Origin of the sequence: Agaribacterium haliotis (genome assembly GCF_002312815.1) — a bacterium.
GTDB lineage: Bacteria > Pseudomonadota > Gammaproteobacteria > Pseudomonadales > Cellvibrionaceae > Agaribacterium > Agaribacterium haliotis.
In genome coordinates, this window is sequence record NZ_NKQJ01000005.1 from 81,510 (window position 1) to 96,231 (window position 14,722).

The window sequence follows — 14,722 nt, forward strand, 5'->3', positions numbered from 1 at the left end:
TAGTGCTCGCGAGCGCCTGCTAGGCGCTCGCCACATTTACTGTCGCTGTGTCGGCGTTGTTATCAAGATATTGCATCAGTGTTTGAACAATCTGCTGTTGCGTTTGCAAGTGGCAAAGCAGCTGCTTAAACAGTGGCTTTAGCGAGTGTTGCACATTGTTTGAGTCGCGCTGATCAAGTTCCAGGTGCGGTAAAATTTCCGCAGCGTAGCGCTCTAGTTCCTCGCCGCAGGCACTAACGGCCTGTTCAATATTCAGTAGGCCCATGCTCACAAGGTCTCTGATGTAGTCGATATCCTGGCACTGTTGTTTGTGCAGTTGCTGGCGGCTTGCGACTGTATCTTGTTTTGAGTGCTCGTGCGCGAGCAGATGGCTGTATATCGTATCAAAACACTCAACCAGGCTCTGGTTGCACTCGATCAGCAGATCTATTTTGTCCTGGTCGAAATGACAGGTATCGATGATCACGGCAATGTTATTGGTTTTGACGAGCACGCCGTAGGCGAACGCTCGATCGTGCGCAACATCGCGTTTGAACAGGTCGTGGTCTAGAGCTTCAAGCTCAATGCGAAGCGATTGGCTAAAGCCTGAGCCGAAGCGCTGTTCACTCGTGTTGAGCGGGTCGATGATCTTGCCGTGTAGCCCCATTGATACTAGCGCGTAGGCCAGGTTATCCAAAAGAGCCTCGCGTGTTCGCGCTTGTAGTGAGTCGCTGCAAAACTTCAGTACCTGCTTTAAAAAACACACGTGCTTTAAGGCCGATTTCAATATTGCATGCTCACTGCTGCCGGCGCCGGTGCAGTGGTTGTTGATACTCTGTTTGCTGTCGTTGTCGGTGTGCTTCTCTGTGTTGTTTTCAGTACTGTTCGCTGCGCAGCTCATGGCCGAACCCTCGTCAATCCTTCAGCATTCATTAAGGCGCTGCAGCGCTTGCGACGCAAGGTAAGTGGCCTAAGTGTTCGCGTTTTTGCCTGATTTTAATTGGCGTTTTTTTGATCTGTCTGAAAGTGTCAGCGCGCTGTCGCATGTTGCACGCGAATATTCGCCGCTTGCTGTGGTCAATACGTGTACAGCAATATCGGTAGTGGCAAATGAAAGTAAGTAAGACAAACGCAAGTTGTATTGACGATTTTGGTCTCGAGAAGGTCGGCCTGGATTTTATAACTAACCAAATAACACCGGGCGACTTTTTTGGTCAGAGTTATCTGTACATGGACGCAGCGCTGCACGTTGGCAATCGTTCGGCGACGCGCGCGGTGGAGGATTTTGGCAGTGTGCCCAAAGGTACGACCTTGTTTTGTCTGCCGGTTAGCGGCAATGAGCTGGTTGTCCGGGGCGAGCGCATTGGCCCGGCTCAAGCAGCTATTATTCCCGAGGGCGAAGAATTGCATCGATTGCTGCCAGCGGGCTCGAGCTATATTCCTATCGCAGTGAAAAGCGCTTTGTGGCAGCGCTTAAAAACAACGGATCAGAGCCGCTATCTCGACAAGCTGCAGTTTCGCGGCTTTAAGAAGATCGGTTTTCAAAACTCGATTTTTATGTGCCAGGCAGAGACGATGTCGTTTTTGCGCGCAATGACCGATGAGGAAGGGCCGCGCAAAAGCAAACGTTATATCGAACGTTATAAAGACAACATTCAGTTATTGTTGATGTCGTTATTAGTTTCAGAAAAGCAGGCATTGCGTTGTAATGGTTTTGAAAAAATTGTTAAACGGGCAGTTGCATGTGCGCACTCAGATGAGCTCAAGCGCTACACCGTGCTTGAGTTGTCAATCAAAAGTAATACATCTGTGCGCAATCTGGAGCTCGCTTTTTACAAGGCGATGGGGATTAGCCCTAAGGCGTATATCAATGCGGTGTTGCTCGGTCGCGTTCGCCGGGGGCTAAAGCAGGGGCGCTACGAGAGCATTCGCCAGGCCTGTGAGTCGCACGGTATACGCCATATGGGGAATTTTTCAAAAAATTACCGGCGCATGTTTGGCGAAGTGCCGTCGTCAACGGCAAAACTTGTGTGGCTCTAGTTTGCGGCTTAACGCGTTGCACGTGGACTTTTGACTTGACCAACCTATACAGCACTGCGACAGCGGCGTCATAAAAATGTAACGGATCTTACTTGGTGGCTGGCTACTATTTGCATATGTTTAGCCGCGCTTGCTGAAGCTGCCTTTGGTTAAAATCTATGTTGCTTAAGTTTGTCTGTCTATCCGTATTGATTATTTTGCAGGGCTGTACGATTTTGCAAAAAGATCGGTGGCCGGCAGGTAATAATGTGATCTTGCTTACCTTTGACGACGGGCCCAACCCCGATGCGCAGGTGTCCCATCAGTTACTGGATGTACTAAAGAAACACGGTATCAAGGCAACGTTCTGTTATGTTGGTGAACACGTCGACCGTAACCCGGAGCTTGTTCGGCGCGCTGCGGGCGACGGCCACGCGATCGTCACCCATTCGTACAACCGAAGCTGGCCGCCGTTGTTTGACGAAACGCTACTACTTGAACAGATACAGAAGTCGAGAGCAGCGATTCGCGCCGCGGCACCGGGTAGCGATATTCAGCTTGATTATTATCGACCACCCCGCGGTCTGGTCAGCCCTGCGGTTAGGGTTTTGTTGAATCAACACGAGGTGGAACTGGCCTATTTAACGTTTTATGTGCACGAGGCAAGTGCCGGGCCCGATAAATCAGCATCGGTGTTGGCGCGAATAAAAAGTGGTATAAAAAAACATCAAGGCGCGGCAATTGTGTTGCATGAATCGCGCTATCCATCAGACAAATATGTGGACAAAAGCTGGTTGCCAGCGATGGTCGAGCAACTCATCGTTTGGGCCAAGCAAGAGGGATATGACTTTGTTCTTTATCAGGATCAGTATTCAGCTGAGGTTTCGGCGTCTCGCTCTTAAATTGTGGTGTTTTATTGTCTGTTGCTTTTTTTTGGCTGTGCCTACCAAGGCCCTGGCTGAAGATGTTAAATACACTTTAAGCTTAGGGGCAGATGTTAACGGTGATGGTGTTATTCAGCTACATGCACACGACTTTATTCCGCAAGATCGCAGCGCCATCGATCAACCTTTTGTATTCTGGATTAACGACGATCAGGACGATTTAGAGCTTTATGAAAGTTGGCCGCATCAGCATCCGGACAACGAGGATGAGCTACCCGGGTCGCTACGTGATTTGGAGGATTTCTCCCGGATTCATATCGAACTTGGCTCTGAAAATACGCAGCTTTCGGCTACATCTCTGCGTCTTTACGCAAGTGGAGAGGCGCAGATTCGGCTTTGGTTAAGCGAGGGCAATGATTGTTCGAGGAACTACTTAATTGATGACGCGCATGCAAAAAAACAGTTTAAATTTATGCAAAAAGGTGCACTGGGTGTTGTTGATGCTAAGCACAGTGTCAATATTGATGCGCTTGATAGCAAGCTGGATAAGCATGGCCGTATTTGTTTGGTCTTTGAAGCGGTAAAAAGTGGTCGTTTAACCTTGCGTGCCGAGCTGCTCCAGCAAGAGCGGCTTGTAAGCAGCAACGAACTCTATCTTGATTTGTACCCGGTAAAGTCGCTATATGAGCGTGTGCAGGTTGTCTGGCCTAAGCAGTTAAAACACCCCTATAAATACAAGTTGTTACCACCGGAGGTAAATTTAACACTGCAGCCGGAAACACTCGGTTTTGATTTTCATAAACCCTGGTACGAAGACAATAATGTTCTTATTTGGGTGCACGGTTGGATTCCTCACGATGAAGAAAACTATCAGCGGACCCTGGTGTTTTCATTTGAAACGATGTTTAAGCGTTTGTGGCATCAGGGTTATCGAGGCAGGCTTGTTCATTTTCACTGGCCGACACGAAAGCGGGCCAACGCCTTGGGTTTGTTATCGAGTGAATTTAGGGGCTTAAAAAGTGCCGCGTTGCTGCTTGACTATGTCAATGCCTTGCCAGATTCGAAAAACGTTAAACTTACGTGTCACAGTTTAGGCGGCATTGTATTGATGGAGGCGTTGCATCAGGGCCTTGAAGCCGATGAGGTAATTTTTCAAGTATCGGCCGTACCGGCCGAAGCATTTGATACGCGCGATGAGCTGTTAGTTACGGAACTTAATAAAACCGTTACGCCGCGCGATGCAAGTGACGGAGGTTGGTCGGGTTACATTGGCAAGAGCAATGCTGAGATTTACAGTTTGTTTAATCCCGAAGATGTTACCTGGCTGGGTTGGAATGCCGCGCAAGTGAGCATGAAACCATTAAAAAACTTCGGCCGTAAATATTCCTACGATGTGCATCGCAACAGCGGCGATCAAGCTCGACTGCGATACTGGTGGTGGTTTTCTCGACCTGTTGACGACGAGCACGAAGCACTTGCCTATATTATCAACTCAAAAACACAAGCGCTTGGTGCCGAAGCGCGTGTTGAGGGCGATGTATTGGAGGCCTATAACCTCGCGCTGCCGCCCTATGAATACGGCGCTGATCATGTCGCAATGTGGCGCTGGAATCCGCAGGATGTAATGCCATATTTTAGCCTGATGCTCGATATTTTTAATCTTCGTTACAACGCACTTGAGGTGCTTGAGTGAAATATCTTGTTGTTATTTGCGTGTGCCTGCTCTTGTTTGCGTGTGTCACGAGGCCGACAAATAGCCGCACTGCTCGCGATGTCGAAATTGTTAAAAATATGGAGTTAGTGCCGCGCTTTCCTGAGTTCGAATACGATACCCTGGAGCAGCTTGTTGAGCAGGATGTGACAAGCGACATTCATACTTTTATACGTTTTGTGGATGCCCGTGGTCATGCACTTCGCGACGTTCCGATGGACTTTGTAGTGTTGGACACTGTGCTTGAGCCTTTTGATTATCCTTACTATGGTTTTACTCATTTGCGAAACTATCGCAGTGATAAACGCGGAGTTATCGAAGTTAAGACACGTGGAGCTGCGCTGATTGGTGCAATTGCTTCAAAAGCGTATTGGCATGAAGGGGGCAGCACGGGAATACTGTATTTTGCCGACAGGCTGAAGTACTTAAATACGGTGGCGCTGCCGTCTTCGCTAGAAGAAGCATTTGTGATTGAGTTGCAGGAAAAGCCTGAGCACGCAAAAAATAGCAAAATTAATACTGGTTCTATATTTTTAAATCAGGCCGCGCCGACCTATGTACAGTTACTCGGTTCAATGGGCTATGCAACAAGCCCGGACAATGCCGATTTAGCGTTTTATCTTACTAAGGCCACCGACGATAAGCGCGCTCGCTATGACTGGCAGCTGACTATTCAGGTAGATGGTGGTGGCTTAAAACCTGTGGTGCAGCTGCCCGATCAATATGCTCCGCTTCAGGGCTATGCCTCTTCATACGAGCTAAAGATCAGCAAAGACGATGCGCTTTGGAGCCATCGAAAGAGTCTGTTTTTTTATTATCGCAGTGATGAGGGCAATTATGCCTACCTTGAAATAAAGGTGCGAACAAAAGATAGAGCGTTTATTTCGATTGATGGAACAATCAATCTGCACGGAGAGAATATACTGGATCTGACACTTTAAACCTGTTTGTTCTCAGTTTTTCTCCGCCTCTTCATGTTTGTTTTTGTCGTGGTGATGCACGGCGTTGGCAATGAGCTTGACGATTGGGATAAGCACAGCGAGGCCGCTTTCACTGAAGGCTTTGATGTCTTTGCCCAGGTGGTAAATTTGCTCGACACTCTGTTGGGCTTCACGCAAACCCAGTTCTGCACTTTGTTTAAGGTCTTCAATAAGGGCGTCGCGAATATCAATGATGGTTTGTTCTGGCTCTGAATTTTTATGCTTGCGCAGCATAAGCGCAGGTACAATCATCAAACCGATATTTAATGCTATGATCCAGCAGGCACTTAGCGCATAGTGCTTTAAACCGGCAATGCTCAAGTACAGCGCAACATTTGCGGCCAATATGGCCAGCCCCCCTAAAGCCACAAGCACGGCAATTAAAAAGGCCGACTTGCGCTGTTTGCGAAGCTCCATCTTGATCAGGCTTTTTTCGATGTCGTAGAGCATCTGAAGCTTTTCTGCTTTGTTTTCTAGTGCCTTCATAAAACGGCTTGCCTTTCACTGGGTGAATACGGTTGTTTGGCCCGGGCCTATACATACTAATTTAGGCTTGATGGTTTAGCTGATTTTAATGAAAGTTTTGTGACTTGTCGTGGCGCGCCGAAGGGATTGGCGCCAAAGGCATTAAATTCGAAGGTTTTTATGGGGCGCGGCGTTAACGCGCGGGTGCAAGCTCGTGGCGAACCTGTTTTCTGGCTTTTTTAAACGCCGGTCGCAAATAGGTTTTTAACGACGGAAGCACCGCTTTGTTATCGATATTTTTTAACTGGCAAAAAAGGGCCAGGCTATAGAGGGCTTCGTCTTCACTCAGGGCTGCAGTGCGGTTTGCACTGGGGTCGTAACACCTCGCACAACTGCCGCGAAAGGTGTAGGCACTGTTGGCGATAAATACGCCAAAACCCATGAAAATGGCGAGCAGTTCAGCGCTGGCGTCAAAGCCCTCCGGCCCGGTCGGCGGCACCAATTGAGACTGCCAAAGATAGTGTTGGGCTATGTTTTTGCTCATGCTGCCAACCAAGTCCATGGGTTTTTTCATCATTGCGGCGCTGTAACTTAACTCGAGCTGTGCCGGCCGGTAGTCAAAGCTGCTGATATGGCTGAACAAGGTATGATGGTCGCCGCCGGCGTTTTTACCGGGTTGTGAGCTGAGTGTTGAGTTAGGCGCTTCACCGGCAGCAAGGTGGTTCTGTTGAGCTTTTTTTTCGCCACCGCGCGTTTGTGTCGCAAGTTGCAGCAAGCGCGGCGCGCTGGCGATATATTGTTCAGGCTTGATGAGCGCAAATGGCCAGTGCTCTAAACCCGCGTAACTAAGGATGCGCTGGCAAAGTGCAGTGGCCATATCGTGGGCGTTATCTGCGCGGTCGGGGAAAAAATCGCGCGAGGGCAGCACTAATACGCTGTGCTTTAAAAAGAACTCGTTGTCAAAATTGTTTTGTGCCCAATCAAAACTTATACGTAAGTTTTCAGAGGTGGCGTCATCGACGATTTGTGTTTTAGTAAATAGCGAGAACATAAAATCAAAGCAAAAGCAGGTGACAGTGGCTGCGTATTATTATTGCGACAGGTTATTGTGTCAGGCGCCGCACAGAGCGTAAGTCTATACCGAAGCGGCTCTAAATAGTTTGTTGTGTTTGGCACAAATACAAACCAATACAAACCAAGAGCGGGGCAGCTTTTAAGTTTACGGGATCCTGAGTCTTAAAAATGGTTGAATTGCGCGACGTCGTCAATAGGCTCTGTTATGCTGGGCGCCATTGGGCTATGCCCTGTACGGTTTTATTTTTGATGGATCTGTAAATAAGAGGATGATATGGAGATCAAAAAAACGCCCCGTTTACCCAGTGTATTACTCGCCAAGCTAGCCGCAGCGGCTGCGTGTGTCTTGGCTGTGCTGCTGCTTCTAAAGAATTCATTTTTCTACGCTGAGCCCGGCTATATCTACCATGTGCGAACCGTGCTTGGCGATGAACAAGTTGTGACCGATGTCGGATATAAGTTCTATCCTTTTGGTCGCTACAACTCCTGGAAAAGGGCGATGACGGTGCAGGCGGTGCGCGACTCAAATGCCAACGGTATTAATGCCGAGTCTGATCAGGTAACGGCTTCGGCGACCTTACCGCCTTTAAGTATTATGTTCCTCGATCAGGTTGATGCTCACGCCGAGGCGACAGTGCGTTTCTCGATGCCGGGCGATCACGAGTCCTTTCTTGAGTTGGCGCACGAATACCGAACACCGGATAATTTGCTCAGAACAGCGCTGATCCCAGCGTTTAAAGAAACGCTGCAAGCCAATGCCTCACTGATGAGCGCTGAAGAGTATTACAGTGGCGGCCGTACCGAGTTTAACTCTGAGTTTGAAAATCAGATGAGCGATGGTATTTACCTTGTGAAACGCAAGGAGATGGCGGTGGCCAGTGGCAGGCCGGCGGCGGGTTCAGCAAATGCTGCCCTTGGCAAAGATCAGGCGGAATACGGAGAAGATACAAAAACAATATTTGTTGTGCAAAAAGTGCTCGATGACAGCGGTCTCCCGGTGCGCAAGGCTCAGCGTTTTAATAACTTTGGCATAACGGTGGTCTCTGCGCTGGTTACCGATATGAGGCCAAATAAAAAGTTTATTGAGCGCATGCAATTAAAACAAAAAGCCAGTGCCGATCGAGCGATTGCGCGTGAGCAACGCGTGCAAGAAGAGGAGCAGCGCCTGTTGGCGATTGCTCGCGGTGAGCGCGAAGTGGCCGAGCGTCAAGCCAAGGCAAAAGTTGCTCAGATTGAAAAAACAACTAACGCTGAAACCGAAAAGCAGCTGGCAATTACCAATGCCAACAAACTGCGCGAACAAGCAGCCATTGCCAAGGAAACCGCCGAAATCAACCTCGAAAAAGCAAGGGTTGAAGCTGAAACCCGGCGCACGCTCGCCGAGGCAGAAGCGTATCAGAAACGCGTTATTCTCGAAGCCGATAATGCTCTGGCGCAAAAACTTGAGGCGGAGGTATCAATTCACCAAATTTGGGCCAAGGCTTTTGCGCAGCGCAAAGTACCTAGCACCGTTTTTGGCGCGGGCGGGCAGGGCTCGGCGCCCGTTGGCAGCGACGCCGAAGTCAAAGCGTTTATGCAGATGCTGACTTTGGATGCGGCTAAACGCCTTAGTTACGACAGAGAGGTGAGCACGGCATCGAAGTAGCCAAGCCGCTGTTTATTTAGTTGAAAAAAAGCCGGGCTTTTCAGCCCGGCTTTTTTGTTTAGCTGCCTAGCAGCTATTTAAAGGTTTGTACCTAAAGATGAATGCGGAGTTTGAGGGTGTTTATTGGGCGTGATGAACTGCATTCTGGATGCACCGCGCCTTTTACGTACTAACGGCTAACTACTAGCTTCTAGCTTTCGTTTTGTGTCTTTGCTTGCTTTGTTTGCTGGCTCTTACTTCTTTAGCCTTAGCTTCGTGGTCTGTTTTTAGTCGCTGTTGCCGCAGAGAATGCGGGCTGCGTGAATGTGTAAACTAGAAGTAGGCGCCGTGCATGTTGCTCAGCTTTTGTGCGCATGCCGCGCGGTTGTAGCCGTCCCAGCGGTCTTCTCGGCCCTGTCGCCATCCACTTAGCCACTGATAGCGTATGCTGCCTTGTTCGTAGGGGCATTTTTCTCGTGAACTACCACTGAAGCCTACCTGGTAGCCTCGACTCATTGCCAATTCAGAACGATCGCGTTTTTGGCGCTTCATAAGCATCTTTCCTCTTCGTGAGCAGAAAACACGTGCTCTTGGCAAAAAGGGCGTAAACTATGCGCCCAATTGCCGTTGTGCCGCCTTAACGTTTTGCGCTTATGTCTCTGGCGCTATCGTTGACGCGGTGAGCACGAATCACCAGTTTCTCAACTCCGCCTGTTTATTGGAACGAATTATTAATTATTTCGGGGTTCGCTTTAATGGCTAAAACACATAAGTAAAATATCAAATACCTTTGTTTATCATAGGTTTAGGTTTGTCTTTTAATATGAGTTCTCTATATCGTTTGTTTGTTACCTGCCCGGCGGGATTAGAAGAGTTGCTAAAGCTTGAGCTTGAGCAGCTGGGTTTAACTGGGCTTAGACAGACCGTGACAGGGGTGTTTGTCGATGCTGATGCCGCGGCCCTGTACCGCATTAACCTATGGAGCCGCTTGGCTAATAGGGTGCTGCTATTGCTCGCCGAGTCCCCGAGCGGTGACCGTGAACAGCTCTATGAGCAAGCCTCATCGATTGATTGGTCTGAGCATATGGCCGCCAATGCGCGCTTTCGTGTTGACTTTAGCGGCAGCAATCAACACATCCGCCACAGCCAGTTCGGTGCGCAGGTTATTAAAGACGCGATTGTCGATCAATTTTTGGCTCGGGGCCCGGTGCGCCCTGAAGTCGATTTAAAGCAGGCGCAGTTGCGTGTCAATGTGCGCCTGACCAAAAAGCACCTGTATATCTCCCTCGATTTAAGTGGCGACAGCTTGCATCGGCGCGGCTATCGCGCAGGTGGCGGCATGGCGCCGCTGAAAGAAAATCTTGCAGCGGCGCTGCTGATTCGCGCTGGCTGGCCAGAGCTTATTGAGCAGTCTCGGGCAGACGGATCCGACCTGAACTTGATCGACCCGATGTGTGGCTCGGGCACCTTGATCATTGAGGCGGCGATGATGGCCTGTCGGCGGGCGCCTGGCCTGTTGCGAGAGCAGTGGGGTTTTGAAGCTTGGCAGCAGCACCAAGCTCGGCTGTGGTCTGAGTTAAAGCGCGAGGCCAGTGAGGCGGAGCATCGCCCGAACTTTGCCGTGGTCCTTCGCGGCGCTGAGCTCGACATCCATATTGCCGCTCAGGCGCGTGAAAATATCAAGCGCGCCGGTTTTGACGCCTACGTGCATTTGCAGTGTGAGAATTTTCTCGAGCTTGAAGCGCAGAGCAGTGCTGATTTAGATAAGGACAGCGCTGCCCGGGGCTTGCTGATCTGTAACCCCCCCTATGGTATGCGCCTTGGCGAGCAGGAAAAGCTCAGTGTCGACTATCAAAGCTTGGCGGCGTTGGCGAAAGAGCACTATCCGGGCTGGCGCCTGGCTTTGTTTAGTTCCAATATGGAGCTGTTGGCACAGACGCGACTTCGCTGTGCCCGCAAGTACAAGTTGCACAACGGCCCGATTCCCTGTGAGCTGCGCCTGTATGAGCTCAACGCCGAGGCGACATTGCGCGATGACAGCCGCGCAGGTGCGGGCGCGCGTTTAAATGTTGAGTTAGACGAAGGTGGGCAGATGCTGGCCAATCGTCTGCGAAAAAATTTAAACAAGCTCAAGTCCTGGTTGAAAACATCTGGCATCGAAGCTTACCGTGTCTACGATGCGGATCTTCCCGAGTACAGTTCGGCCATCGATGTTTACGGCGACTATCTGCACATTCAGGAATACCAGGCGCCAAGCAGCGTTGATGCCCGCAAGGCCAAGCAGCGTTTGCACATGACAGTGGCGGCCGCAGCGCAGGTATTTGCGATGGACCGGGCCCATATTTCACTTAAAACCCGCCAGCGCAACCGTGGCCAGGAGCAGTATGAAAAGCTCGGCGCACTCGATGAGCAGGACTTCTTCACGGTGCGCGAAGGCAAGGCAAAACTTAAGGTTAACCTCAAGGCGTATCTCGACACGGGTCTTTTTCTCGATCACAGGCCGCTGCGTTTGCGCCTTGCTGACGAGGCACAAGGCAAAGAGTTTTTGAATCTTTTTTGTTACACCGCAAGTGCGAGTGTACACGCGGCTCTCGGCGGCGCCAAAGCGACAACCAGTGTGGATATGAGTAATACTTATCTTGACTGGGCCCAAAAAAACTTTGAGCTTAATCGTTTAAACGAAAGTAAGCATGAATTAGTGCGCGCGGATGTCATGCACTGGCTGGGGCAGTGCCGCCGTGGCTACGACCTGATTATGCTGGACCCTCCGAGTTTTTCTAACTCAAAAAAAATGGCGCAAAGCTTTGATGTGCAGCGCGATCATGTTTTTTTACTTAAGCGCTGTATGGAGCTACTTAAGCCCGGTGGGGTGCTGTATTTTTCCAATAATCTACGTTCGTTTAAATTGAGCGATGAGATTTTAACGGCTTATCGAGTTGAGGATATTAGCCGCCAAAGCATCGATAAAGATTTTGCGCGCAATTCAAAAATTCACCGCTGTTTTCGTCTGGAGCAAAAATAGTGAAGGCGTTTAACTTAGTCAGTAAATATAAGCCTGCGGGCGATCAACCCGGTGCGATCAAGTTGCTAAGCGAAGGTGTGCAGTCAGGTTTGGCCTACCAGACTTTACTCGGGGTGACCGGCTCAGGAAAAACCTACACAATCGCCAATGTTATCGATAAGTTGCAAAGACCAACGTTGGTTATGGCGCACAATAAAACGCTTGCCGCGCAGCTCTACGGTGAATTTAAAGAGTTTTTCCCAAATAACTCCGTCGAATATTTTGTTTCGTATTACGATTATTATCAGCCGGAAGCCTATGTGCCGGCTTCCGATACCTTTATTGAAAAAGATGCATCGATCAACGAGCACGTAGAGCAGATGAGGCTCAGCGCCACCAAAGCTTTGCTTGAGCGTCGAGATACCATCATTGTTGCAACGGTGTCGGCGATTTATGGCCTCGGTGACCCCGAGCTGTATATGAAGATGATGCTGCACCTGGTGGTCGGTGAGCCGATCGGGCAGCGGGATATTTTGCGTCGTTTAGCGGAGCTCCAGTACGAGCGCAACGATATTGATTTTCGCCGCGGTACCTACAGGGTGCGCGGAGATGTTATTGATGTTTTTCCCGCAGACTCCGAGCAAGACGCCGTGCGCATTGAGCTTTTTGATGAAGAGGTAGACCGGCTCAGTATTTTTGATCCGTTGACCGGCGAGCAGTTAAATAAATTACAGCGGGTTACGATTCATCCAAAAACACACTATGTAACGCCGCGCGAGCGCATTTTAGAGGCGATTGATCACATTGACGTTGAGTTGGAGCAGCGTTTAAAACAGCTGCGCGATAACAGTAAGCTTGTTGAGGCGCAGCGCCTTGAGCAGCGCACGCGCTACGATCTTGAGATGATGCGCGAGCTCGGTTATTGCAATGGTATTGAAAATTACTCGCGCTATCTCAGCGGTCGCGACAGCGGCAATGCACCGCCGACCTTATTTGACTATTTGCCCACTGAAGCCCTGTTGGTTATTGATGAAAGCCACGTGACTATCCCGCAAATTGGCGCCATGTACAAAGGCGATCGATCCCGTAAAGAAACCTTGGTTGAGTACGGTTTTCGCCTGCCGAGTGCGTTAGATAATCGCCCCATGCGTTTTGAAGAGTGGGAAAATAAAGCGCCGCAAATGATTATGGTCAGTGCAACGCCGGGTGACTATGAAAAAGAACACCAGGCGCAGGTCGTCGAGCAGGTGGTTAGGCCCACCGGTTTGGTTGACCCGGTATTGGAAGTTCGCCCGGCCAGTTCACAGGTTGACGATGTGCTCGGCGAAATCAACCGCACGGTTGAGTCTGGCAGTCGCGTATTGTTGACCGTGTTAACCAAGCGCATGGCTGAAGACTTAACGGAGTTTTTGCTCGAGCACGGCGTGCGCGTGCGTTATTTACACTCCGATATTGACACGGTTGAGCGCGTGGAAATTATTCGTGATCTAAGGCTCGGTGAGTTTGATGTCCTGGTGGGCATTAACCTTTTGCGTGAGGGCCTGGACATGCCCGAGGTGTCACTGGTAGCAATACTCGATGCGGATAAGGAGGGTTTTTTGCGATCCGAGCGCAGCTTGATACAAACGATAGGGCGTGCAGCTCGAAATGTGCAGGGACGGGCCATTCTCTATGCAGACAGGATAACCGGCTCTATGCAGCGGGCAATGGATGAGACAGAGCGGCGTCGGGCTAAGCAGCTGGCCTACAACGAGGCGCACGGTATTGTGCCTGCCGGTATACAAAAAAGCATTGCCGATATTATGGAGGGTGTTTATACACCGCAAGCGCGCCAGCGCAAAGTGGCCGATGCCCGTGCAAGCTACCGAGTCGAGCTGGATAAAGAGGCCGATATTTGGAGTCAGATCGAAGCGCTGGAGGCAAAAATGCACGATGCGGCAAAAGATCTGGAGTTTGAAAAAGCGGCGGCTTTACGCGATGAGGTGCACCGCTTACGAACTCAAGCTCAGGCGCTTTAAGCTCGCTTTATTCAGTGTGCTCGGCTAACTTGCCTTTAAAACGCTTCAAAAATGGTTGCGCCTGCTTGATGGCATTTGCATGAGCACGGTACTAAAAGCAATGTAATGAGAGCATTGTACTAAGAGCAATGCAATAAGAGTGCTGCGCTGCAAGTGTGCTGCTTCAATCAAACAGGGCTGCTTTTTCGGCGGCGCTGACTTCACTTGTCGGGCCGCTTTCATCTGGGCAGGAAATTTGGTTGCGGCCAGCGCCTTTTGCTTTGTACAGCTGTTCGTCTGCTTTTTTTATAAGTTGTTCAGGGTTTAGGCTTTGCTGCCTGTCAGCTGAGGCCACACCAATGCTCGCGGTGATGTCGAGCTGAGCAACGCTGTCGATGCTCAACTGCTGCTGCTCAATATGCTGACGCAAGCGCTCGGCAACACGTACGCCGACCCCGAGGTTGCTGGCGGGCAACACAATCGCAAACTCCTCACCACCATAGCGACAGGCAACATCGAGCTTTCGTGTGCACTGCCTAATAAGTTGGGCGATGTGCACCAGCGCTTTATCGCCCACATCGTGGCCGTATTGGTCGTTTATGTTTTTAAAGAAATCGATGTCGAGCATCAATAATGTTGTTGCCTGGCCTGTGCGTGTCGTGCGCTCAAGTTCTTGATCGAGGCAGTAGTTTAGGTGGCGACGATTAAAAAGCTTTGTTAGTGGGTCGGTTCTTACGGCTAATTTAAGCTCTGCAATTTCAGCGTGTAACGCTTCAAGCTCGCTGTAGTTCGGGCAGGAGTCGGGGCCATTCGGGCAAAGCGTGCGTTGGTCGCGGCTCATCGTTGCTAGCTAATCTCTAGGGGCTCTTCTGAAGTGTAAACAAGTCTTTGTAAAAAGTCTTGGTGGCTGCAGTTTTCTGCATGCGGTGCAGCTGAAATTAACCGGTGTTGAGCTGTGTAAATAGGGCTTCTACAAGTACAGCTAAGG

Annotated in this window: 12 protein-coding genes; 7 read left to right on the forward strand and 5 right to left on the reverse strand. The window is 50.1% G+C overall.

Annotation, left to right across the window (positions count from 1 at the left end; translation table 11 throughout):
• Nucleotides 1-19 precede the first annotated feature (19 nt).
• A complete protein-coding gene (locus tag CFK45_RS07505) occupies nucleotides 20-880 on the reverse strand; it encodes a hypothetical protein (protein ID WP_096085825.1) in 861 nt (286 codons plus the stop codon).
• Nucleotides 881-1,089: 209 nt separating this feature from the next.
• Between CFK45_RS07505 and CFK45_RS07510 the strand changes: the two genes are divergently transcribed.
• The 4 genes from CFK45_RS07510 to CFK45_RS07525 all read left to right on the forward strand — a co-directional run bounded on the left by CFK45_RS07510 (nucleotide 1,090) and on the right by CFK45_RS07525 (nucleotide 5,534).
• Nucleotides 1,090-2,019, forward strand: coding sequence for a helix-turn-helix domain-containing protein (locus CFK45_RS07510; RefSeq protein ID WP_096085826.1), 930 nt, complete (start codon nucleotides 1,090-1,092; stop codon nucleotides 2,017-2,019).
• A gap of 158 nt (nucleotides 2,020-2,177) precedes the next feature.
• Complete coding sequence (locus CFK45_RS07515; protein WP_096085827.1) at nucleotides 2,178-2,900, forward strand: polysaccharide deacetylase family protein; 723 nt, start codon at nucleotides 2,178-2,180, stop codon at nucleotides 2,898-2,900.
• A gap of 31 nt (nucleotides 2,901-2,931) precedes the next feature.
• Complete coding sequence (locus CFK45_RS07520) at nucleotides 2,932-4,575, forward strand: alpha/beta hydrolase (RefSeq protein WP_158224632.1); 1,644 nt, start codon at nucleotides 2,932-2,934, stop codon at nucleotides 4,573-4,575.
• Nucleotides 4,572-5,534, forward strand: coding sequence for a hypothetical protein (locus CFK45_RS07525; RefSeq protein ID WP_096085829.1), 963 nt, complete (start codon nucleotides 4,572-4,574; stop codon nucleotides 5,532-5,534). The genes CFK45_RS07520 and CFK45_RS07525 overlap by 4 nt, the downstream gene beginning before the upstream one ends.
• A gap of 12 nt (nucleotides 5,535-5,546) precedes the next feature.
• Here CFK45_RS07525 and CFK45_RS07530 read toward each other — a convergent pair whose 3' ends face one another.
• Together CFK45_RS07530 and CFK45_RS07535 are read right to left on the reverse strand one after the other, a co-directional pair.
• Nucleotides 5,547-6,059, reverse strand: a complete 513-nt coding sequence (locus CFK45_RS07530; protein ID WP_096085830.1) for a phage holin family protein — start codon at nucleotides 6,057-6,059, stop codon at nucleotides 5,547-5,549.
• A gap of 172 nt (nucleotides 6,060-6,231) precedes the next feature.
• On the reverse strand, nucleotides 6,232-7,089 hold the full coding sequence (locus CFK45_RS07535) for a hypothetical protein (protein WP_096085831.1): 858 nt from the start codon (nucleotides 7,087-7,089) through the stop codon (nucleotides 6,232-6,234).
• Between the two features lie 297 nt (nucleotides 7,090-7,386).
• On the opposite strand from CFK45_RS07535, the gene CFK45_RS07540 reads away from it, so the two are divergent.
• Nucleotides 7,387-8,757: an SPFH domain-containing protein gene (locus CFK45_RS07540; protein WP_096085832.1), complete on the forward strand. Its 1,371-nt coding sequence runs from the start codon at nucleotides 7,387-7,389 to the stop codon at nucleotides 8,755-8,757.
• A 312-nt stretch (nucleotides 8,758-9,069) separates the two neighbouring features.
• On the opposite strand, the gene rmf is transcribed toward CFK45_RS07540, so the two are convergent.
• On the reverse strand, nucleotides 9,070-9,288 hold the full coding sequence (rmf, locus tag CFK45_RS07545; RefSeq protein WP_096085962.1) for a ribosome modulation factor: 219 nt from the start codon (nucleotides 9,286-9,288) through the stop codon (nucleotides 9,070-9,072).
• 271 nt (nucleotides 9,289-9,559) lie between these two features.
• Between rmf and rlmKL the strand changes: the two genes are divergently transcribed.
• A complete protein-coding gene (gene rlmKL, locus CFK45_RS07550) occupies nucleotides 9,560-11,758 on the forward strand; it encodes a bifunctional 23S rRNA (guanine(2069)-N(7))-methyltransferase RlmK/23S rRNA (guanine(2445)-N(2))-methyltransferase RlmL (protein WP_096085963.1) in 2,199 nt (732 codons plus the stop codon).
• Nucleotides 11,755-13,755, forward strand: a complete 2,001-nt coding sequence (gene uvrB, locus CFK45_RS07555) for an excinuclease ABC subunit UvrB (RefSeq protein ID WP_096085833.1) — start codon at nucleotides 11,755-11,757, stop codon at nucleotides 13,753-13,755. The genes rlmKL and uvrB overlap by 4 nt, the downstream gene beginning before the upstream one ends.
• 163 nt (nucleotides 13,756-13,918) lie before the next feature.
• On the opposite strand, the gene CFK45_RS07560 is transcribed toward uvrB, so the two are convergent.
• Complete coding sequence (locus tag CFK45_RS07560; RefSeq protein ID WP_096085834.1) at nucleotides 13,919-14,575, reverse strand: GGDEF domain-containing protein; 657 nt, start codon at nucleotides 14,573-14,575, stop codon at nucleotides 13,919-13,921.
• Nucleotides 14,576-14,722 lie beyond the last annotated feature (147 nt).

What these genes read in the sequence shown, in the direction of transcription:
- rlmKL (WP_096085963.1), top strand. Translation starts at nt 9,560, where the DNA reads ATGAGTTCTCTATATCGTTTGTTTGTTACCTGCCCGGCGGGATTAGAA.
- CFK45_RS07515 (WP_096085827.1), top strand. Translation starts at nt 2,178, where the DNA reads ATGTTGCTTAAGTTTGTCTGTCTATCCGTATTGATTATTTTGCAGGGC.
- CFK45_RS07505 (WP_096085825.1), bottom strand. Translation starts at nt 880, where the DNA reads ATGAGCTGCGCAGCGAACAGTACTGAAAACAACACAGAGAAGCACACC.
- CFK45_RS07535 (WP_096085831.1), bottom strand. Translation starts at nt 7,089, where the DNA reads ATGTTCTCGCTATTTACTAAAACACAAATCGTCGATGACGCCACCTCT.
- CFK45_RS07510 (WP_096085826.1), top strand. Translation starts at nt 1,090, where the DNA reads ATGAAAGTAAGTAAGACAAACGCAAGTTGTATTGACGATTTTGGTCTC.
- CFK45_RS07540 (WP_096085832.1), top strand. Translation starts at nt 7,387, where the DNA reads ATGGAGATCAAAAAAACGCCCCGTTTACCCAGTGTATTACTCGCCAAG.
- CFK45_RS07560 (WP_096085834.1), bottom strand. Translation starts at nt 14,575, where the DNA reads ATGAGCCGCGACCAACGCACGCTTTGCCCGAATGGCCCCGACTCCTGC.
- rmf (WP_096085962.1), bottom strand. Translation starts at nt 9,288, where the DNA reads ATGAAGCGCCAAAAACGCGATCGTTCTGAATTGGCAATGAGTCGAGGC.
- CFK45_RS07530 (WP_096085830.1), bottom strand. Translation starts at nt 6,059, where the DNA reads ATGAAGGCACTAGAAAACAAAGCAGAAAAGCTTCAGATGCTCTACGAC.